The following is a 20,598-nucleotide window of genomic DNA, read 5'->3' as shown; positions in this document are numbered from 1 at the left end:
AGGAAAGATGATGAACAAAACAGCGAATGTTGATGAAGTGATCACGCATTTTAGGGACGGCATGACCATCATGTTTGGCGGGTTTGGCGGCGTAGGGTCCCCGCCATCATTGATCGACGCCATCCTAGAAGCGAATATCAAAGATCTGACATTGATCGGAAACGATGCAGGCTTCCCGCAAATAGGTGTTGGCCGGCTGATCACAGAAGGAAGAGTCAAGAAGATCATTGCTTCTCATATTGGCTCAAATCCAATAGCCGGACAGAAAATGCAGGCAGGTACACTAGACGTTCATTTTTACCCGCAAGGCATTCTAGCAGAAAAAATTCGAGCAGGCGGGATGGGCTTGGCAGGCATTGTGACAGATGTCGGCATGGATAGCCTCAATCTCGATGAGAAGCAGCTCGTTCCGCTAAACGGGAACACATATATCCTTGAGCCTGCGCTAACAGCGGATATTGCCATTGTGAATGCCCTCAAAGCAGACGAAGCAGGAAATCTGATTTTTGATAAAAGTGCACGGAATACAAACCCGATTGTGGCGATGGCAGGAGACTGGACCATTGCGGAAGTGGAAGAGATCGTGCCTGTGGGCAGTCTTCATCCAGAAGAAATCGTGACACCAGGGGTATTTGTGAACCAGATCGTGCAATCAAAAGGAGTGAACTGGACATGGGCATGGGAGACATCGATTTAAGACACCGCATAGCCAAACGCGCGGCGCAGGAAATTGAAGATGGTATGATCGTCAATCTAGGGATCGGCATCCCGACACTTGCGGCTGATTACATTCCAGCGCATTACAACGTATGGCTTCATGCAGAAAACGGCATTATGGGGGCAGGAGCCTCACCAGCACAAGGAGAAGAAGATCCGAATTTGTGCAATGCAGGCGGTTTTCCCATTACATTAACAAAAGGCGGTTCATACATGGACAGCACGACAGCTTTTGGCATCATTCGAAAAGGCATGCTTGATATGACCATTTTAGGTGCACTTGAAGTAAGCAGTCAGGGTGATCTTGCGAATTGGATTGTGCCGGGCAAACGAGTACCGGGGATGGGCGGAGCGATTGAGCTTGCGCAAAAGGCGAAAAAGGTTGTGGTGGTGATGAGCCACCTTGATAAACACGGTGAGTCAAAGGTGAAATCTGCCTGTACACTGCCCTTAACCGCTAAGTCTTGTGTGGATCTGATTATTACGGATATGGCAGTCATTGAGGTCAAATCACAGCTGCTCATTTTACGTGAAGTCATGCCGCCGTTTCAGCCGGAAGATGTCATAAGGGCGACAGAGGCCCCATTAATTTTAGCGTCTGATGTCAAATCTGTTGTGTAGAAAGGATGACTGACTTGCAGCCAATTACACGGATCAGAAGCTGGATGAGAGAGCACCAAGATGAAGCGATTGCGCTTCTTCAGCAAATGGTGCAATGTGAAAGCACCCAAGGGAATGAACAAGATGTGCAGCAAATTGTAGCAAATAAGCTTTCCGCAATTGATTTTGATGTAGATGTATGGGACATTGGCGGAGAAGACCTGCTGGAACATCCGTATTTCTATTCCCCGAGGCGTTCCTTTAAAGGAAGTCCCAATGTCGCCGGACGATTGAAGGGGAAAGGCGGCGGCAAATCCATTTTATTAAATGGGCACGTGGATGTTGTTCCAGCAGGAGATACGAAACAATGGACATATCCGCCCTACAGCGGGCATATCATAAACGGGAGACTTTATGGACGCGGGGCAACAGATATGAAAGGCGGAAATGTTTCTTTACTCTTCGCACTAGAGGCACTGCATGCGCTTCAGATTCCGCTGAAAGGAGATGTTGTGTTTCATAGTGTCGTCGAAGAAGAAAGCGGCGGTGCAGGCACCCTTGCAGCCATACTGAGAGGGTATACAGCAGATGCGGCCATCATTCCAGAACCAAGTCATATGAAAATCTTTCCGATTCAGCAGGGATCTAAGTGGTTCAGACTGTATATTAAAGGAAGGGCAGCTCATGGCGGAACAAGATATCACGGTGTTTCCGCTATTGAAAAGAGTATGATCGTTCTTACGCATATAGCGGCACTTGAAGAAGAACGAAATCAGCGCATCACCGAGCCGTTATTTCAGCATATCCCAATTCCGATCCCCATCAACATGGGGAAAATTCAAGGCGGTGATTGGCCGTCCTCTGTAGCAGATCTGGTCACAATGGAGGGCAGACTTGGAGTGATGCCAGGTGAGACGGTTGAGCAGGCAGAGAAGGAATTAGAAAATTGGATGACGGGACTTGGGGAAAAGGATGAATGGTTCAAAGATCATCCTGTCGAGGTCGAATGGTTTGGGGCAAGATGGCTTCCAGGCTCAATCGATACGGATCATCCACTTTTATGTCTATTGAAGGAACAATATGAAGCAGTCAAGAAGGAGCCGCCAAAGATCGAAGCCGCTCCTTGGGGAACAGACGGCGGATTACTGTCACAGGCGGCAGGTATTCCGATCATCGTGTTTGGACCTGGAACAACAGAGCTTGCCCATTTTCCGAATGAATCCATCGACATTGAGCATGTGATTGAAGCAGCAGAAATTATCGCAGGTACGATGGTGGAATGGTGTGAAGCAGCGGAGTGATATGAAAACGATCACAAAAAAAGAAGGCTGTTCACTCAGCCTTCTCTTTATGTGTGTCCTGCTGCTCACACATATATGTCACTGGACAAAAACGAAGAATGCCAGATGCCAGTTTCATCCCGCCGCACATGATGCTGAAAAGCAGCATTTTACTCCATGGTTTTCTAGCATATAAAGAACCAGCCACAGTACATATTGTCATTCCGCAGGCAATTCGAATGAGCGCTTCCATTAAGCCGAGATTAGGTTTCATTGAAGGTGAATCTCCTTTTTTAAATATTTTAAGTGTGATTTCAAGAAATTGTAACGTTTCATTAATGCGTAACGTGGTTCGTTATGTTACGATAGTGCTAATACAAATGAAGGAGAGTATGTGAATGTCCGAACGTACTTTTAATTGGAGAAACAATGACATCCGCACACAAATCGATGTAGTCGACTCAAAAATAGTTCCAACACTCCTTTTAATGAATGGACTCGTGCTAAACCCATTTTTGAAACAATGGGTGAAGGCAAATATTTGGATACATGATGATCGAATTGTTTATGTCGGAGCAGAGCTTCCTCAAAATAAATCAGCTAAACGTGTGATTGATTGTGAAGGGAAATACATTGTGCCTGGGTATATAGAGCCTCACGCACATCCGTTCCATATTTATAATCCCCAATCACTTGCAGAATATGTGTCTCAATTTGGCACAACAACGATGGTCAGCGATAACTTATTTCTTCTTTTGCAGAGCAATGAAAAGAAAGCGCTTTCCACTCTGTGTGAATTAAAACAGCAGCCATTTCAGTATTTCTGGTGGTCTAGATACGATCTTCAGACTGAAGTCAGATATGAAGATGAGATGCTTCCTATCAACTATCGCAAGGAATGGATTGATCATCCTGATGTCCTTCAAGGCGGCGAATTAACAAGCTGGCCAAGATTGATGGACGGTGATGATCTCATTTTATATTGCATGCAAGAAACGAAGAAGCAGAGAAAACGAATTGAAGGGCATTTCCCCGGAGCTTCCGAGAAAACGCTAACAAAAATGAAGCTGTTTGGCGCGGACAGCGATCATGAAGCGATGAATGCGGACGATGTGCTAAAACGCTTGTCCCTTGGCTACCATGTCTCACTTCGTCATTCTTCCATCCGCCCAGATTTAGTGAACATTTTAAGAGAACTGCACGAGCGTGATTTTAGACACTATGATCACTTTTTCTATACAACAGACGGAGCTGCGCCTCATTTTTATGAGGAAGGTATGATTAATCGTTTGATTTCAATTGCCCTTGAAGAAGGCGTGCCTATCATTGATGCGTATAATATGGCGACATTTAACATTGCAAAATACTATCAAATTGATGACCTATTAGGTGTTGTCGGTCCCGGCCGGCTGGCTTCTTTGAATATTTTAGATGATCCGATGAACCCAAATCCTGAAACGGTGATATCTAAAGGGGTTATTCTCAAATTGGATGGCGAGAACCAGCATCAATTTCAAGAAACTAAATGGAAAAATGGCGGGCTTGTTCCATTAGATTTATGCTATGATCTGACGATGAGTGATTTGCAATTTTCCATGCCGCTAGGTGTCAAAATGAGAAATGCTGTCATCATGGAGCCTTATACAGTGGAGATTGATAACTCGGTGAACCAGCTGTCCTGTGACCATGATCAAAGTTTCTTTAGCTTGATTGACCGAAAAGGCGAGTGGCGTGTGAATACGATGCTCAAAGGTTTCGCAAACAAAGTGCAAGGCTTTGTCAGCTCATTTTCGCTCACGGGTGACATTTTAGTGATTGGGAAAAATAAAGAGGACATGATGCTGGCACATAAGAGAATGAAAGAAATCGGCGGGGGGATCGTCCTCACAGAGAACGGGAAAATTTTGCACGAAATCCCGCTGCAATTATCAGGCTGTGCATCGGCTGAACCGTTTGAGACTGTTCTTCAGCAGATACAAACATTACGCGAGCTGCTCATTGAGCGAGGCTATCCATTTGATTGCCCAATTGATACACTTGTCTTTTTCCAAAGTACACATTTGCCGTATATTCGAGTGACACCAAGAGGAATATTTGATGTCATGAAAAAAACTGTACTCTTTCCGTCTATAATGCGTTAAAATATAACAGAGTGGAGCTGTATCATCTTTGCCACATTTCTGACAGCTGTTATAGGGCAGAAGTGAGCAATGGATCTCTTCTCTGCCATGTAAGTGAATATGCTTATGTGGAGTTGTTGAAGCAGAGGGCTTTGACATGACGAGTGAAATGCCCTAATTGAAAAATGAATCTGTCGGTTACGCTGGCCGACCAACATATTTTGAATAATTGAGCGAGGCGGGGCGCATGTTTGTGGTCTCGCCGAGCTTTCCGCACAACCTGTATTTTAGGGCATACCTAATCAAGCAGAAGTGATCTTGATATCGGAATCAAACAAGTTTGTCAGATTGTCGTACAAGGAAAATGACAGAACTTGTCGAATTTGTATACGATAAAGAAGCTTCGGCTTACGAAAGAACTGACGGCATTTCCAGCGTAGAACCAAACCTGTCATGATTCGTTCAAAGCTCATTGCTGAGGTTGAAAAAAATTAGTCAGGAAAGATACCGCTTTTCTTCATAGAATGTCGTGCGAAGCGGTGTGCCAATAGTAAAGGAGAAGATGTATAAAGATGCAAATTGATAAATTAAGGGGCAAAAGCTTAGATCAGTTATTCAACTCCATCTTATCCCTTAAAGACCTGGAAGAATGCTATCGATTCTTTGATGATTTGTGTACCATCAATGAAATCCAATCTTTATCACAGCGTCTTGAAGTAGCGCGTATGCTTCGCGAGGGGAACACGTATCATAAAATTGAGACGGAAACAGGTGCGAGCACTGCAACCATCTCACGTGTCAAACGCTGCTTGAACTACGGAAATGATGCCTATACGATGGCACTTGACCGCGTAGCAGAACAGCAGGCAAATGACGAAACAAAATAAAACAGCCTTCACTGTAAACAATCCTTTTCAACAAGAATGGAGTTGTTTACAGTTTTTTTATGGAGAGCGCTGAAAAGACAAGCAAGGACTGGCTGAATCAAGCGGTCCTGTTTTTTATTTTAGCTCGCCTATAACCTCACGCATCCTCCATCTCCTATCATTTGTCTAAGTTCTTTATACGCGATTGAGCCAAAATGTCAACGAAAAAAAGGTGCGAAAACGCACCTTTTCTCAAACTAGACAGATGGCTGTGTCCCTGAAAACATCGGCACTTCACTTGTCTGGCCATTTTCTTGTCTGTAGATAATATGTTTTTCATTAAAATGAATGGGAGATTCAATTCCAGCGGCTGCGGATAAGTTAAACAAACCTTCTCTTAGAGAAAGGATATAATTGCAGACTCGGTATTTCTTTTCTTCAATTGATAAACCCTTTTGCAGCTTTGGATCCGTTGTGGCGACCCCGACTGGGCATTTATTCGTGTGGCACACTTGTGCGCGAATGCATCCGACTGAAAACATGAGTCCCCGTGCGATATTTACAAAGTCAGCACCCATGGAAAGGGCAATCGCAATTTTATCAGGTGAGAGAAGTTTGCCGGAAGCAAAGAGTTTTACCTGATCTCTGACACCGTATTCTTTCAATATTTGATGAACCATTGGGAGCGCCGTGAAAATGGGCAGCCCTGCGGAATCTGCCAATTCATGAAAGGATGCGCCAGTGCCGCCTTCTCCGCCATCCACTGTAATGAAATCAGGATGCTTTCCGCTTTTTTTCATATACGCTGCAAGCTCTTCAATGTTTTCTTTATGTCCGACAACAAGCTTGATGCCAACAGGCTTTCCGCCTATACTTCGCAGCTGTTCAATGAAATCAAACATATCAGGAATGGAGTGGAACATCTCAAATCGGTTTGGGCTGTCAATGGATTGATGGGGCGGCAATTTACGGATATTCGCAATTTCTTCGGTGACCTTTTTCCCGTCAATATGGCCGCCGCGTGTTTTTGCTCCTTGTGCCAGCTTCAGCTCAAAGGCTTTGACTTCCTCGTGCTCGCTTTTTTTCTTAAATTCTTCAAAGGAGAAAGCACCATCCTCTGTTCTCACGCCAAATAGACCGGGCCCAATCTGGCAAATGATATCGGCTCCGCCTTTGAGGTGATATGGAGAAAGCCCGCCTTCACCTGTGTTCATCCACGTACCGCCGGCCATTTTTAATCCAGAGGATAGTGCTGTAATGGCCCTGTCGCCTAAAGAGCCGTAGCTCATGGCAGACTGACCAATCAGGCCTTTTACACGGAAAGGCTTTTGACATGTGTGTTCGCCAATCACTTGTACATCGTCTTGATGGAGATAGTAAGGTTTTGCTTCGACCTCTTTGGTATGTTCACTTCTTCGCAGTAAATTGTCTTGATCAATCTGATACACTTTTGTATGGATTTTTTCAGATTGATCGATGCGTAATTCATCTCGCTGCTTTGGAAATAGGACGTTGCGAATGTAGTAACCAGGCTTGTCAAAATCACGTTTTGATCCAAAGCCCATCGTCCGGCTTTTGTACTTCCCAGACATGACAGCTTGCTCATATTCTCTTCTTGAGAAAGGAAGCTCCTCCCGATCATTCAGAAAAAGATATTGACGAAGCTCAGGTCCTATTTTTTCAAAAATAAACCGCAGCTTTCCAATGACCGGATAATTTCGCAGGACAGAATGCTCTTCCTGTTTTTCATCTCGCATCCAAATCCAGATGAATAAAATGATTGGTAAGATGAAACAAATCACTAATAGTGCGCCAATGACAATGAAAGTTGTTGTCACGAAGATCCCCTCTTTTCTCTATCATTGCTGTTGTTATTCCACTTTTCATTGAAAGAGAAACCACTTCAACAGATTGTGACGTTTAGAAATAAAAAGGCGGGGTAACTTACAAATAAGATCATAAGGGGAGGGAACATACATGAATAAGCGTCCAAATGCGTATGTACTTGCAGGATTAGGGGTTGGTGGTGCTGTGTTATTAGCGGTAAAAAATAAACAGCATCTCAAAAAATGGGCAAGCATGTTCCGCTCAGATGAAAAGATTCCTGAAAAAGCCGGACACCCTGATCCATTAGATATTCAAGACAACAAGATGGTCGATGAAGGGGCCATGACATCCGTCCATTATTTCAATGAAGTGAGACAATAGTTTGAAAAAACCGTTTTGACCATTCAAAACGGTTTTTTCTTGTCTTTCTTTTGACGTTATATCGAAGAGGATCGACAATCGTAAAACCGATCAGCCCTTTGTGATCAGGCGTCGAGAATTGAAATTCAATGCCCGATAAATGATAGGTTGAGAGAACTTCCTGATCCGTAAAACGTAACGAAAGCACGTCCTCATAAACGGGTGCATGCTTCAGAACCTCTGCTTCTTCTGCAAATAACTCCAGACCAGCCACTCGGCCCTCTTTATCAATATCTGCATTCACACATTCATTTACGTCAAATTCAATGGTTTCTTTGATTGTTCCGATTCTAGGCGGGATGAGATCAATGTATCCGATGTCGATCGTTTGATCATATGTGATGGTTCTTTTCAAATCATTCACCTGCTTATTAGATAGTAAAATGTTCCTTTATTGTATAATATCATGTGATGAGACGAAGCAGCTCGCATTTCAGTTCAGTATTAATATATTTATCTCCCTTAGTCCTCTTGAAGTGGATCTTTTCACATAGTCTCCATTAGCCTCATTTAGAGTTAAAATCGTCCATTTTCAAAAGAATGAAACTTTTAGCTGAAGGAGGTTACCCATTTTTTGCGGTCACTGATTTTGTTATAATATTTAAATGGAATGAAACGAATGGAGGAACGTTTTTCATGTATGATGTTACCGAGTGGAAGCATGTCTTTAAACTCGATCCAAATAAAGAAATATCCGATGAACAGCTGGAGGCGATTTGTGAATCTGGTACGGATGCCATATTGATTGGCGGCAGTGACAATGTGACAGAGGACAATGTGCTCCAATTGATGTCAAAGGTCCGCCGATTTCTTGTGCCATGTGTGCTCGAAATCTCAACACATGAGATGATTGTGCCGGGCTTCGATCTGTATTTCATCCCGACCGTCTTAAACAGCTCTCATCCTGATTGGATTGTTGGGCTTCATAAGGACGCGATGAAGGAATTCGGTGATTTGATGTCAATGGAAGAGATTGTGCCTGAAGGCTATGTTATTTTAAATGAAGAGTGTAAAGCGGCCAAGCTCACAGAGGCAAATACAGCGCTGGACATCGATGACGTAAGGGCATATGCAAGAGTGGCAGAGCATTTGATGAAGCTGCCCATTTTTTATCTAGAATACAGCGGAACGCTTGGAGATATAGAGCTTGTGAAAGAAACAAAAGCAGTGCTTCATGAAACGGTCCTTTTTTATGGCGGGGGCATTGAAAACGCGAAGCAGGCAACAGACTTTGCACAGCATGCAGACGTGGTTGTTGTAGGAAACGTCATTTATGACAATTTCAAAGAAGCATTAAAGACAGTGGGCGCAGTCAAAAAGTCATCATAGTCAAACAAGACGAAACGGGTTAAAATAGAACATAAGTTCGAATTGGCGGTGAATGGAATGAATGAAATATCGAATCATCTATTAGAAGGGCTGAATGACGCGCAGAAAGAAGCGGTCAAAGCAACAGACGGTCCCCTCCTCTTGATGGCAGGAGCAGGAAGCGGGAAGACACGGGTGCTCACACATCGAATTGCCTACTTAATGGCCGAAAAGCATGTGGCTCCGTGGAACATTTTAGCGATTACGTTTACAAATAAAGCAGCACGTGAAATGCGTGAGCGTGTACAAGCCATTTTAGGGCCTGGTGCCGATGACATTTGGATCTCTACGTTCCACAGCATGTGTGTGCGCATTTTACGACGCGATATTGACCGTATTGGTGTAAATCGCAACTTCTCTATATTAGACACATCTGATCAGCTTTCAGTCATAAAAAATATTCTGAAAGAACGAAATATCGATCCTAAAAAGTTTGATCCACGCAGCATTTTAGGTTCAATCAGCAGTGCAAAAAACGAACTCATAGACGCAGAGGAATACGCCAAAACAGCTGGTGATTTCTATGATCAAGTGGTCAGCGACGTCTATACAGATTATCAAAAACGGTTACTCAAAAACCAATCACTCGATTTTGATGATTTAATTATGATGACGATTCGTCTGTTTGAGCGCATCCCTGAAGTATTAGAACACTATCAGCGGAAATTCCAATACATTCATGTCGATGAGTATCAGGATACGAACAGAGCGCAGTACATGCTTGTGAAACTGCTCGCTCAGCGTTTTCAAAATATATGTGTTGTCGGTGACTCGGATCAGTCCATTTACCGCTGGCGCGGAGCGGATATTACAAACATTCTCTCCTTTGAAAAAGATTATCCGTCCAGTGAAGTGATTCTGCTTGAGCAAAATTACAGATCGACTAAACGTATTCTAAATGCCGCAAACACGGTGATCCAAAACAATTCAAACCGTAAGCCGAAAAATCTTTGGACAGAAAATGATGAAGGAGCGAAGATTGCCTATTACCGTGCAGATAATGAATTCGGTGAAGGTCAATTTGTTGCTGGAAAGATTCATCAGCTTCATCAGAGCGGTAAGCGTAAATTATCCGATTTTGCGATTCTTTATCGAACCAATGCCCAGTCTCGTGTCATAGAGGAAACATTATTGAAGTCAAACATTCAATACAACATTGTCGGCGGCACGAAGTTCTATGACAGGAAAGAGATCAAGGACATTTTGGCTTACTTACGCCTAGTAGCTAACCCAGATGACGACATTAGCTTTGCACGTATTGTCAACGTACCAAAGCGTGGAATCGGTGCGACATCTGTTGATAAAATCGCAGCATATGCGGAGATGAATGACCTGTCTATGTTTGAAGCGCTTGGTCAGGTAGATTTCATTGGACTCAGTGCAAGGGCAGCCAATGCGCTTGATGAGTTCAAACAGCTCATTGATCAAATGACGAACATGCAGGATTATTTATCTGTCACAGAATTAACAGAAGAAATCCTAGAGAAAACAGGCTATCGTGAAGCACTGAAGGTTGAAAAAACGATTGAAGCACAAAGCCGTCTAGAAAATATTGACGAGTTTCTCTCCGTGACTAAGAACTTTGAAGAACAAAATGAAGACAAGTCTCTCGTGACTTTCCTGACAGATCTCGCCCTCGTCGCAGACATTGATAAGCTGGATGAGAATGAGGAAGAAGATCAGGATGCCGTCATCTTAATGACTCTTCATGCTGCAAAAGGTCTAGAATTCCCTGTTGTTTTCTTAATGGGCATGGAGGAAGGTGTTTTCCCGCACAGCCGTTCATTAATGGAAGATGCAGAGATGGAAGAAGAGCGCCGCCTTGCCTATGTAGGCATCACACGGGCGGAAGAAGAGCTCTATTTATCAAGTGCCAAGATGAGAACACTCTTCGGCCGGACAAACATGAACCTTGAATCAAGATTCATTCGAGAAATACCAGCTGATTTATTGGACAACCTAAATGAGAAGAAAGAAACGAAAACACCGTTTGGCCAAACAAGAGAAAGACCGCAAAGACGGGGACCTGTCTCACGTCCGCAAACTCAAACCATTCAAAACACAGGCGGCGGAAGTATTGGCTGGGCTGTGGGTGATAAAGCGGCTCATAAAAAATGGGGCGTTGGAACGGTTGTGAGTGTAAAAGGCAGTGGAGACAGCACAGAGCTTGATATTGCCTTCCCAAGCCCTACAGGCATTAAGCGTCTTCTCGCAGCATTTGCGCCAATTGAGAAGCAATAAACCGATAGCACTTATAAAACGGATGAATTGAAAGGAAGAAGCAGATGGATAAAGAAGCAGCGAAACGCCGGATCGAGGAACTGCACCAGATTTTGAACCAATACAACTACGAATATCATACACTTGATCGTCCAAGTGTTCCTGACGCTGAATATGATGCGCGGATGCGTGAGCTGATCTCTTTAGAGGAAGAGCACCCTGATTTAAAAGCAGCGGACTCCCCTTCACAAAGAGTAGGAGGCGCTGTGTTAGACGCCTTCCAAAAAGTGCGTCACGGCACACCGATGCTCAGCCTCGGGAATGCGTTTAATGAACAGGACCTTCTTGATTTTGACCGACGGGTTCGTCAAGCAGTTGGTGACGATGTCGCATACAATGTCGAGCTGAAAATTGACGGACTCGCTGTTTCTCTCCGTTATGAAAACGGTGTGTTTGTCCGAGGTGCCACGCGTGGAGATGGGACAACGGGTGAGGATATTACTGAAAACCTCAAAACCATTCGTTCCATCCCGCTCAAAATCAAACGTCCTCTGTCGATTGAAGTGAGAGGCGAGGCATTTATGCCAAAACCTTCTTTTGAAGCATTAAATGAAAAAAGATTACAAAACGAAGAAGAGCCGTTTGCGAACCCGCGTAATGCGGCTGCAGGCTCGCTTCGTCAGCTTGATACGAAAATTGCGGCGAAACGAAACCTTGATATCTTCGTCTACAGTATAGCGGAGCTTGATGAAATCGGTGTTGAATCGCAAAGCGAGGGACTTGATCTTCTCGACGAACTTGGCTTTAAAACGAACAAAGAAAGACGGATGTGCCACACGATTGAAGAAGTGATCGACCTCATTGAAACATTGAAAACGAAGCGTGCCGATTTTTCATATGAAATCGATGGAATTGTGATCAAAGTCGATTCGTTAGCTCAGCAGGAAGAGCTCGGCTTTACAGCAAAAAGTCCCCGCTGGGCTGTTGCGTACAAGTTTCCGGCTGAAGAGGTCGTGACAAAGCTGCTTGATATTGAACTAAGTGTAGGACGTACAGGCGTCATCACACCAACGGCGATTCTTGAACCTGTCAAAGTAGCAGGGACGACAGTGCAGCGTGCTTCTCTTCATAATGAAGATTTGATCAAAGAAAAGGATATTCGCCTTTTTGATCAAGTGATTGTGAAAAAAGCGGGCGATATTATTCCGGAAGTCGCAGGCGTACTGATCGATCAGCGTACAGGAGAAGAAAAGCCGTTTCACATGCCGACTGAATGCCCAGAGTGTCATAGTGAGCTGGTGAGAATTGAAGGCGAAGTGGCTTTGCGTTGCATCAATCCAGAATGCCCTGCTCAAATACGTGAGGGACTCATTCACTTTGTTTCCCGTAATGCAATGAACATTGATGGGCTTGGCGAGCGGGTCATTACACAGCTTTTCCAAGAACAGCTTGTCTCTCGTGTGTCCGATCTCTACCGATTAACGAAAGAAGAGCTCATTCAGCTTGAGCGAATGGGCGAAAAATCTGTCGACAATTTACTGCGTTCGATTGAGCAATCGAAAGAAAACTCTCTAGAGCGTTTACTATTTGGACTCGGTATTCGATTTATTGGCTCTAAAGCGGCAAAGACCTTGGCGATGCATTTCGGCGACATCGATCAATTAAAGCAAGCGACGAAAGAACAATTACTCGAAGTCGACGAAATCGGTGAAAAAATGGCTGATGCCGTCGTCACGTACTTTGAGAAAGAAGAAATTCTCAACCTGCTAAATGAACTAAAAGAGCTTGGGGTCAATATGACCTACACAGGGCCAAAGCCGGTGAAGGCAGAAGAAAGTGATTCCTATTTTGCAGGCAAAACCATTGTGCTGACAGGGAAATTAGAAGAAATGGCCCGAAACGATGCAAAAGCAGCGATCGAAGCATTAGGCGGCAAACTGGCAGGTAGTGTGAGTAAAAAAACAGATTTAGTCATTGCCGGAGAAGCAGCGGGAAGTAAGCTGACAAAGGCAGAAGAACTCAATATTGAAATTTGGGACGAAGCTAAAATGCTCGAGGAGCTAAAGAAATAAGAGGAGTGTTTTCTATTGAAAAAGTTGTTATTGCTGCTGACAATGCTCACACTGGTATTGTCAGCGTGTGCACCTTTTGGGGGAAAGGAAGAAGAAGAGGTCACACAAAAAACGGATGAAACGAAGGAAACAGCCATCATCCCGATGTACAATATCTCTGACTCCTATTACAAAATGGTGCTGCCGTTTAAACAAGGGGCTGCGCGAGGATTAACAGCAGAGCGTCTCAACACACGCCTGGACATCGATGAATTTGAAACAGGACTTATGCGCCTTGCAACAGAGTCATTTAATACAAACGACTATCTTTTCCAAGAAGGACAGCATTTAGATGAGGACACCGTTCTCAGCTGGCTGTCGCGCAAAAAAACAGGCAGTGATCTGAAAAAGGCAGAAAAAGAAGATAAAGACTTTAAGAATCTCGGCTTAAACCCAGCTCTTCCAAACTCAGGTTCAACAAAGTCTAAAAATGAAAATAGTCCAATTTACTTAGCTTCGATGCTAGAACATAATTACTTAATTCGAAAAGATAAAAACAGCTTACAGCTTGGCGGAGTTGTCATTGGTCTTGCACTGAACTCTGTTTATTATTACCGTGAAAATATCGGTGATCCGCAGCAAGAGGTGACGATCGATTCATCGAAAAGTTCAAAGAAACTTTTGGCAGAAGGTGAAAAAATCGCTGAACAAGTGATCAAACGAATTCGTCAAATGGATGGACTGCAAAAAGTGCCTGTCATGATTGCACTTTATAAGCAAGCACCAAAATCATCTATCGTTCCAGGAAACTTTATCGCCAAAACGGATGTGAAAGCAGGCTCAGCTGATATCGGTAATTGGGATACGATCAAAGAGGAGAATGTCTTCTTCCCTTCAGATAATGCGAAAGGCAACTACAAAGATGATTCCGAGCGATTTGACCGCTTCAAAACAAAAGTCGAAGACTACTTCCCGAATTACACTGGTGTCGTAGGAAAAGGCTTTTACAAAAACGGCAACCTGCAAAAAATGAAAGTCGAAATTCCAATGCAGTTCTACGGAAAAACGGAAGTTGTAGCCTTCACGCAATATTTAACAGGTGAAGTCATGGATTACTATAAGAGTACCAATATCGAAATTAACATCACATCTTCTGATCAACAAGAAGCCCTGATCACGAAAAATGCTGAAGACAAAGAACCAACCGTTCATATATATGACTAAATAAAAACCGCCTTTTGGCGGTTTTTTAAATTAGGTAAAATGTATCAAGTTATGAAAATATTGTTATAAAAAGTAGAAGTGTAGAAAATAATGTATTATTATGGGTGATAATGAAGAGAAAATGGAGATCACTATGAAAAACAAATCATTTTACTTTTTATTAGGGGGACAATCCCTAGCTAATTTTGGGGATTCGCTATATGTCCTCGTTCTGACCATCCTGACATATCAATTAACAAATTCTACACTGATTGCTTCAATGGTGGCTGTTTCACAGTTTGTTGGACAAGCCCTTGGAGCGGTACTCATTCCTTTCTTTATGTATCAATTTAAGCTGAAAAGACTCATTATCTATTTGCAAATGTGTCAAATTGCTTTCTTCGGTTGCTTGATTTTCATTTATATTCTACAACTATCAACTTTTACTATTCCTTTCTTTTTTATCATTGTATTTTTCCTGTCTTTGATAGATGGAGGAACCATTCCTGTTCGAAATTCGATGATCCCGCGTTTAGTAGAAAAGAACTTTTTACTAAAAGCCAATAGTTATATCTTAACTTCTGATCAAATTGTTCTTTTACTAGGCTGGCTTTTAGGAGGGCTGTTTATTGGTATTCTTGGACCGCAGTTTCTCCTATTGACGACACTTGTTTTATACAGTTTGTCGCTCATATCTATGCTCTTTATGATTGATACTGGGGCTGCAGCTAAACATGAGCAACAGTCTGAATCATTTGCTACAAGGGTCTTTTCAGGGTGGAAGCTCATGTATGAAAAGCCAACTATTCGAACATTAACGGTTTTAGAAATGCTATCCATGAGCGGTAGAAGTATCTGGACTGGAGCCATTATCCTTGTGTATGTCACAGAAGTCTTACACCAGCCTGAAACATGGTGGGGCTTTATTAACGCAAGCTATTTTGGCGGAACCATTCTAGGCGGCCTGCTCGTGCTGCGGTTCGCAAAGCATGTGGAACAGCGTTTGTTTGATCACATTTTTTACAGTTCGGTGATCGTAGCTGTGCTAACCCTTTGCTTAGGATTGAATCATTCAGCATGGATGAGTTTGTTGTTTGTCTTTTTATTAGGGCCAGCTTTTCAGCTTCGCAGCATTTCTATTCGTACCTATGTACAAGATACACTGAGTGAAATTGAATTGCCCAAAATACTGTCAGCTCAACATACACTATCAACTTTTATATACGGAATGTCCATCCTTGTTATGAGCACCATGACCGATCTCTTTGGGGCAAGAGTCGTCTTTTTTATAAACGTTGCTCTGTTTACTGTGTCGGCTTTCCTAGCGTCTAGATTAAAAAATGAACAAATTTAGACATTTTATCTCAATTATTTACAAAAATACCGTTATATGATTTAATATGTTCGTAGAAATGTTAACTATATGAAAAGTAGAGGTGGCGTAATTGACTAGTAGTTTAGTATATTGGCCATTAACACATCCGCAGCGGCGCGTGATGAACATGGAAACATTTTATCCAGAAACACCGATCAATCATATTGGCGGTATCATTTTCGTCAATGGGCCGTTGCAGCTTGATAAACTGAAGCAGGCCATTGCATCTTGTATCATGATGACAGAATCTCTTCGTCTCAAGCTAGTAGAGAAAGATGGTGAGACGCTTCAATACGTTGATCCAAACGCCGATAATCCAATTCCTGCCTATGAGTTTTCCACACATGAAGACATGCTAGAATGGGCCGAAAAAGCCTTCAAAACACCATTTCAATTAACAGAAACCCCTCTCGCCGAATTTGCTGTATTAAAAGTCGGTGAACAACAATCCGGTTATTTCATCAAATGCCATCATACAGTAGCAGATGGATGGTCGATGAAAGTAATCATCGATAAAATTAGCCAGCTTTACACTGCTCTTACCCAAAGCTCCTCTATCGAACAAGAAGCAGACAATCATTCTGTATTTATTGATAAAGAATCAAAATATATGAACTCCCCAAGATTTAAAAAAGATCAGCAATTTTGGAAAGAAACATTATCTGATGTGTCTGATAGTTATTTGGTACAGGGAACTGACCAAATCAAAGGCCATCGGCACAGCCATTACCTTGATCGACAACTCTCAGAACGAATCTATGAATTTATAGATACCCATCATTGTTCAATCAACTCTTTATTTACTTTAGGACTCTTCGTTTACTTGCATAAAAGATACCAGCAAAAAGATTTTATTATTGGGACGCCAGTTCTCAATCGTTCCGGACAAAAGGAAAAAGCCACGTCCGGTATGACCGTCAGTACAATGCCATATCGAATGAAGATCGATCCTCATCTATCTTTGTTAGAAAGTCTGACAGACGTTCAAAAAAGCTATAAGGCTTACTTTCTGCATCAGCGTTATCCTTATGATGCACTTGTCAAAGATTTAGAGCTTGCAAAAGCAGGATATGATCAGCTTTTTCAAATCTATATCAACTCCTACAGCACAAATATGGTGCAGGAGATGGAAGGATACAAAGTTGAATACATAGAGCTTTACAATGGCTTCCAGCCATATGGCTTACAAGTTGCTGTGAAAGAATGGGATGAAAAAGGGCAAATCGAACTTCAATATGACTACAAGATCTCAGATTACAGCAATGAAGACATCGGCTTTCTACACGAAAGAATGCTTCTCTTTGTCGAAACCATACTCGCTCAGCCAAAGCAGCTGTTAAAAGACGTACTTCTCATGACAGAAGACGAGGAACATCGAGAGCTATATCAATGGAACGACACGGGCGTACTATTTCCACAGAAACAAAAAATCCATGAATTGATCACAGACATGTCAAAGTCTTCTCCTGATCGAATCGCGCTTCAGGACGGATCTCATATCATGACATACGGTGAACTTGAGAGAAAAACCAATCAAATGGCTCATTTCCTACAAACACATGGCTTACAGAGGCATGACTTTGTTGCAGTATGTATGAATCATTCACCAGAACTTATCGTGCTGCTGCTGGGGATTTTAAAGGCTGGAGGTGCATATGTGCCGATTGATCCTGAGTATCCGCAGGAACGCATTCAGTTTATTTTGGATGACAGCCAGGCAAAGCTGTTTTTCACAGATGACGCATCTGCATACCATTTTAATGGCGGTACGTACAATATCTACAACGTGTGGGATCAGTTGGATCAGTATGATGCGGTACATCCATTCAGTGGGGATGCTGAAGACGTCGCATATATGATTTATACGTCTGGCTCTACAGGCCAGCCAAAGGGAGTCATGATTGAGCACCGAAGCTTAGTGAACTATATCATGTCTGCCAAAACACACTATACTGATTCATCGGATGATCATTTTGCCTTGTATTCATCTATTGCGTTTGATTTAACCGTGACATCCATTTATACGCCATTGGTCATTGGCAGTACAGTGGTGATCTATCGTCAAGAGGATCAGCCAGGCTTTTTATTAGAACATATTTTGTTTGATCAAAAAGCAAAGGTCATCAAGCTGACACCAGCTCATATGGCACTATTAACAGATGCTGCACTGTCTCAATCAGTTGTGAAACGGATGATTGTGGGAGGAGAACAATTATCGACCGCTTTGGCCAAAAGAATCACAGAGGCAAGTGATGGAAGGATATCCATCTTTAATGAATATGGACCAACTGAAGCAACCGTCGGCTGTATGATTCATCAATTCCATCAAGATGATGGGGGGACATCGGTGTCAATTGGTGTGCCAATGCCAAATACAGAGATTTACCTTTTAGATGAGAATCAGCAAGCCGTGCTGCCAGGGACAGTAGGAGAAATCTATATTTCAGGCGCGGGTGTTGGAAGAGGATATTGGCAAAGACCTGATTTGCATGAATCGCGCTTTCTGCCCAATCCATTTGTAAACGATCGCCGCATGTATCGAACAGGTGATATAGCCAAACGAGCAAATGATGGAAAGATTGATTACATTGGCAGGATTGATCATCAAATCAAGCTGCGAGGCTACCGGATTGAGCTGGGAGAAATTGAACTTGCACTTATGGCACTTGAAGAAGTTGATAAAGCAGCTGTCATTGATCTAACCGATGCATCTGGAGAAAAACAGCTGGCTGCATATATTGAATTAAAAGAAAAAAAGATGACGTCCTTTTTACTTAGAAAGAAATTATCAGATCAGCTTCCAGCTTATATGGTACCTGCCTATTTTGTTGTACTAGATGAGCTCCCGCTTACTCAAAACGGAAAAATCAATCGGACAGCACTGCCTGATCCATTGCTGTCTCAAGTGGAAACAGCCGTTGAATGGTCCAAGGAAACAGCGGACATTGAAGAGATCATAGTAGATACAGCAAAAGACATCTTAGGGCATGAAACGATCGAACCGGCTGATCATTTTTATCAGCTTGGCGGTGACTCCATTAAGGCGATTCAATTTATTGCGAAGTTAAAAGACAAAGGACTCTATTTAAAAACCAAAGATCTTTTTACGTATCCCATTTTTCGAGAAATGGCACAAGTCGTTCAGCAGGAACCAGTCTTACATATTTCACAAGAGCAGGCTGCGGGCGATGTGAAATCGATCCCAATCATCGAATGGTTCTGGTCCCAGCGGTTAAAAGATGAACATTTTTGGCATCAATCCATCATTGTTCATTCAAATAAAAAGATGGATGAAAGAATCGTGCAGGATGCTTTCAAAGAGCTCGTCATTCATCACGACGGACTAAGGTTAAAAGTACATGAGGCAACAAACACGCTTCATTATGATGAAGACATTCAGGGTATTCCGCTGATGATCCACGATTTTACGGCATTGTCAGAAGAGAATGTGGAAGAAGCGCTACAAGAAGTAGGGTGTCAGGTCAAGCAAAGAACTCATCTTTATCAAGGACCATTGATTCAGGCAGCGCTTTGTCAAACTGCTTTTCAATCACATCTCATTTTTGCCGCCCATCATCTTTTAGCTGATGGTATGTCATGGCAAATTCTTGTGGAGGACTTGATTCAATTATTGCATGCAGAGAAGGTCACAGCTGAAGTGCTTCCGCCTAAAACCCATTCCTATCAAACATTTACAGAGCGGGTGAACGAGTATGCAGTATCAGAGGAGGTAAAAGAGTCGCTCAGCTATTGGCAAAAAGCGGTGCAGGATATTCAGCCTCTGTATCCAGTTTCTTCAAATGAGGGATATGTCAGAGACGAAGTCAAATTAACCAAGGCATTATCAGTGGAGCTCACGGATCAATTGATCAATCAAGCGAATAAAGCGTATCAAACGCAGCCTCACGAACTGTTAATTTCAGCCTTAACGCAAGCCTGTTATCAGCAAACGAATCAAAAGAGGATTTCTTTGGAATTAGAAGGTCATGGCAGGGATGCTGTGGAGGAAGATATTGATGTATCTAGAACGTTCGGCTGGTTCACCACCATGTACCCTGTGAATGTTCATGTGTCTGAATCTCTCTCAGATCACATACGGGCTGTCAAAGAAACGATACGTGAAGTGCCAAATAAAGGTGCAGACTATGGGCTGCTCTCACTCATCAATAGGCAGCTTCCTAATCATTCAGCGCCGCAATTACGCTTTAACTATCTAGGTGAAATTGATCAGGTGCTGAAACAATCATCTGATTATGAGATGTCTTACTTTACATCGGGGATTGATTCGTCATTGGATAATCCGTTAACAACCGTCATCGATATGGTCGCTACCATCAAGGGTGGTCAGCTGATATTCCATCTTTCTTTTAGCGCAAAACAGCTGTGTGAAACAGACATGACGCAGCTATTACAAGAGGTAGAGCGGCAAATTGAGCGTTTGGTACAGCATTGCTTAGAGAAAGAAGGAATCGAATTTACACCGTCTGATTTTGAAACAGTGGATATGTCTCTTGAAGAAATGGATTCATTATTTACATGAGGAAAAATCAG

At 42.8% G+C, this 20,598-nt stretch carries 15 protein-coding genes and 2 pseudogenes; 14 read left to right on the top strand and 3 right to left on the bottom strand.

Annotated features, from left to right (window positions below):
- Nucleotides 1-10 precede the first annotated feature (10 nt).
- From C6Y03_RS13645 to C6Y03_RS13635, 3 genes are read left to right on the top strand one after another with little or no spacing between them, the layout of a single operon-like run.
- Nucleotides 11-697, top strand: coding sequence for a CoA transferase subunit A (locus tag C6Y03_RS13645; RefSeq protein ID WP_081311440.1), 687 nt, complete (start codon nt 11-13; stop codon nt 695-697).
- Nucleotides 673-1,338: a 3-oxoacid CoA-transferase subunit B gene (locus C6Y03_RS13640; protein WP_106039483.1), complete on the top strand. Its 666-nt coding sequence runs from the start codon at nt 673-675 to the stop codon at nt 1,336-1,338. Before C6Y03_RS13645 ends, C6Y03_RS13640 begins: the two co-directional genes overlap by 25 nt.
- 14 nt (nt 1,339-1,352) lie before the next feature.
- On the top strand, nt 1,353-2,618 hold the full coding sequence (locus tag C6Y03_RS13635) for a peptidase (RefSeq protein WP_106037215.1): 1,266 nt from the start codon (nt 1,353-1,355) through the stop codon (nt 2,616-2,618).
- 31 nt (nt 2,619-2,649) lie between these two features.
- Here the strand turns inward: C6Y03_RS13635 and C6Y03_RS13630 are convergent, their stop codons facing one another.
- Nucleotides 2,650-2,871, bottom strand: coding sequence for a YgaP family membrane protein (locus tag C6Y03_RS13630; RefSeq protein ID WP_060595694.1), 222 nt, complete (start codon nt 2,869-2,871; stop codon nt 2,650-2,652).
- Nucleotides 2,872-2,995: 124 nt separating this feature from the next.
- On the opposite strand from C6Y03_RS13630, the gene C6Y03_RS13625 reads away from it, so the two are divergent.
- Together C6Y03_RS13625 and C6Y03_RS13620 are read left to right on the top strand one after the other, a co-directional pair.
- Complete coding sequence (locus C6Y03_RS13625; RefSeq protein WP_066031216.1) at nt 2,996-4,738, top strand: adenine deaminase C-terminal domain-containing protein; 1,743 nt, start codon at nt 2,996-2,998, stop codon at nt 4,736-4,738.
- A 551-nt stretch (nt 4,739-5,289) separates the two neighbouring features.
- Entirely contained in the window at nt 5,290-5,604 is a 315-nt protein-coding gene (locus tag C6Y03_RS13620) for a YerC/YecD family TrpR-related protein (protein ID WP_003214053.1), read from the top strand.
- 236 nt (nt 5,605-5,840) lie between these two features.
- On the opposite strand, the gene C6Y03_RS13615 is transcribed toward C6Y03_RS13620, so the two are convergent.
- Complete coding sequence (locus tag C6Y03_RS13615) at nt 5,841-7,421, bottom strand: FMN-binding glutamate synthase family protein (protein WP_106039482.1); 1,581 nt, start codon at nt 7,419-7,421, stop codon at nt 5,841-5,843.
- 139 nt (nt 7,422-7,560) lie between these two features.
- Here C6Y03_RS13615 and C6Y03_RS13610 point away from each other — a divergent pair, with 139 nt between their 5' ends.
- Nucleotides 7,561-7,791, top strand: a complete 231-nt coding sequence (locus tag C6Y03_RS13610) for a hypothetical protein (protein WP_003214314.1) — start codon at nt 7,561-7,563, stop codon at nt 7,789-7,791.
- Here the strand turns inward: C6Y03_RS13610 and C6Y03_RS13605 are convergent.
- Entirely contained in the window at nt 7,772-8,194 is a 423-nt protein-coding gene (locus tag C6Y03_RS13605) for a DUF2283 domain-containing protein (protein WP_223260761.1), read from the bottom strand. The two genes, C6Y03_RS13610 and C6Y03_RS13605, sit on opposite strands and share 20 nt — an antisense overlap.
- Nucleotides 8,195-8,466: 272 nt before the next feature.
- Between C6Y03_RS13605 and pcrB the strand changes: the two genes are divergently transcribed.
- The 8 genes and pseudogenes from pcrB (at nt 8,467) to C6Y03_RS19635 (ending at nt 20,587) form a co-directional block, all read left to right on the top strand.
- Nucleotides 8,467-9,159, top strand: coding sequence for a heptaprenylglyceryl phosphate synthase (gene pcrB, locus C6Y03_RS13600; RefSeq protein WP_060595697.1), 693 nt, complete (start codon nt 8,467-8,469; stop codon nt 9,157-9,159).
- A 57-nt stretch (nt 9,160-9,216) separates the two neighbouring features.
- Nucleotides 9,217-11,439 (top strand): DNA helicase PcrA, encoded by a 2,223-nt coding sequence (pcrA, locus tag C6Y03_RS13595; protein WP_060595698.1) that lies wholly within the window; start codon nt 9,217-9,219, stop codon nt 11,437-11,439.
- A gap of 44 nt (nt 11,440-11,483) precedes the next feature.
- Nucleotides 11,484-13,490: an NAD-dependent DNA ligase LigA gene (gene ligA, locus C6Y03_RS13590; RefSeq protein ID WP_034664717.1), complete on the top strand. Its 2,007-nt coding sequence runs from the start codon at nt 11,484-11,486 to the stop codon at nt 13,488-13,490.
- A 15-nt stretch (nt 13,491-13,505) separates the two neighbouring features.
- Nucleotides 13,506-14,693 carry a CamS family sex pheromone protein gene (locus tag C6Y03_RS13585; RefSeq protein ID WP_060595700.1) on the top strand — a complete coding sequence of 396 codons (1,188 nt, stop codon included), beginning with the start codon at nt 13,506-13,508 and terminating at the stop codon, nt 14,691-14,693.
- 133 nt (nt 14,694-14,826) lie between these two features.
- The gene (locus C6Y03_RS13580; RefSeq protein ID WP_061420850.1) at nt 14,827-16,026 is read left to right on the top strand and encodes an MFS transporter; all 1,200 of its coding nucleotides are present in this window, start codon (nt 14,827-14,829) and stop codon (nt 16,024-16,026) included.
- A gap of 91 nt (nt 16,027-16,117) precedes the next feature.
- A pseudogene (locus C6Y03_RS19645) lies at nt 16,118-17,407 on the top strand (condensation domain-containing protein); the annotation flags it as partial.
- Nucleotides 17,402-18,679, top strand: a pseudogene (locus tag C6Y03_RS19640) (non-ribosomal peptide synthetase); the annotation flags it as partial. The pseudogenes C6Y03_RS19645 and C6Y03_RS19640, both read left to right, overlap by 6 nt.
- Nucleotides 18,656-20,587, top strand: coding sequence for a condensation domain-containing protein (locus tag C6Y03_RS19635; RefSeq protein ID WP_411266089.1), 1,932 nt, complete (start codon nt 18,656-18,658; stop codon nt 20,585-20,587). The pseudogene C6Y03_RS19640 and the gene C6Y03_RS19635, both read left to right, overlap by 24 nt.
- The last annotated feature ends 11 nt before the right edge of the window (nt 20,588-20,598 follow it).

The organism is Bacillus sp. LNXM65, from assembly GCF_002998575.1.
Taxonomy (GTDB): domain Bacteria; phylum Bacillota; class Bacilli; order Bacillales; family Bacillaceae; genus Bacillus.
This window is presented reverse-complemented; position numbering and strand designations above follow the sequence as displayed.

Excerpts from the sequence above, each read along its gene's own strand:
- C6Y03_RS13645 (WP_081311440.1), top strand. The coding sequence starts at position 11 with ATGAACAAAACAGCGAATGTTGATGAAGTGATCACGCATTTTAGGGAC.
- C6Y03_RS13640 (WP_106039483.1), top strand. The coding sequence starts at position 673 with ATGGGCATGGGAGACATCGATTTAAGACACCGCATAGCCAAACGCGCG.
- C6Y03_RS13630 (WP_060595694.1), bottom strand. The coding sequence starts at position 2,871 with ATGAAACCTAATCTCGGCTTAATGGAAGCGCTCATTCGAATTGCCTGC.
- C6Y03_RS13625 (WP_066031216.1), top strand. The coding sequence starts at position 2,996 with ATGTCCGAACGTACTTTTAATTGGAGAAACAATGACATCCGCACACAA.
- C6Y03_RS13620 (WP_003214053.1), top strand. The coding sequence starts at position 5,290 with ATGCAAATTGATAAATTAAGGGGCAAAAGCTTAGATCAGTTATTCAAC.
- C6Y03_RS13610 (WP_003214314.1), top strand. The coding sequence starts at position 7,561 with ATGAATAAGCGTCCAAATGCGTATGTACTTGCAGGATTAGGGGTTGGT.
- pcrB (WP_060595697.1), top strand. The coding sequence starts at position 8,467 with ATGTATGATGTTACCGAGTGGAAGCATGTCTTTAAACTCGATCCAAAT.
- pcrA (WP_060595698.1), top strand. The coding sequence starts at position 9,217 with ATGAATGAAATATCGAATCATCTATTAGAAGGGCTGAATGACGCGCAG.
- ligA (WP_034664717.1), top strand. The coding sequence starts at position 11,484 with ATGGATAAAGAAGCAGCGAAACGCCGGATCGAGGAACTGCACCAGATT.
- C6Y03_RS13580 (WP_061420850.1), top strand. The coding sequence starts at position 14,827 with ATGAAAAACAAATCATTTTACTTTTTATTAGGGGGACAATCCCTAGCT.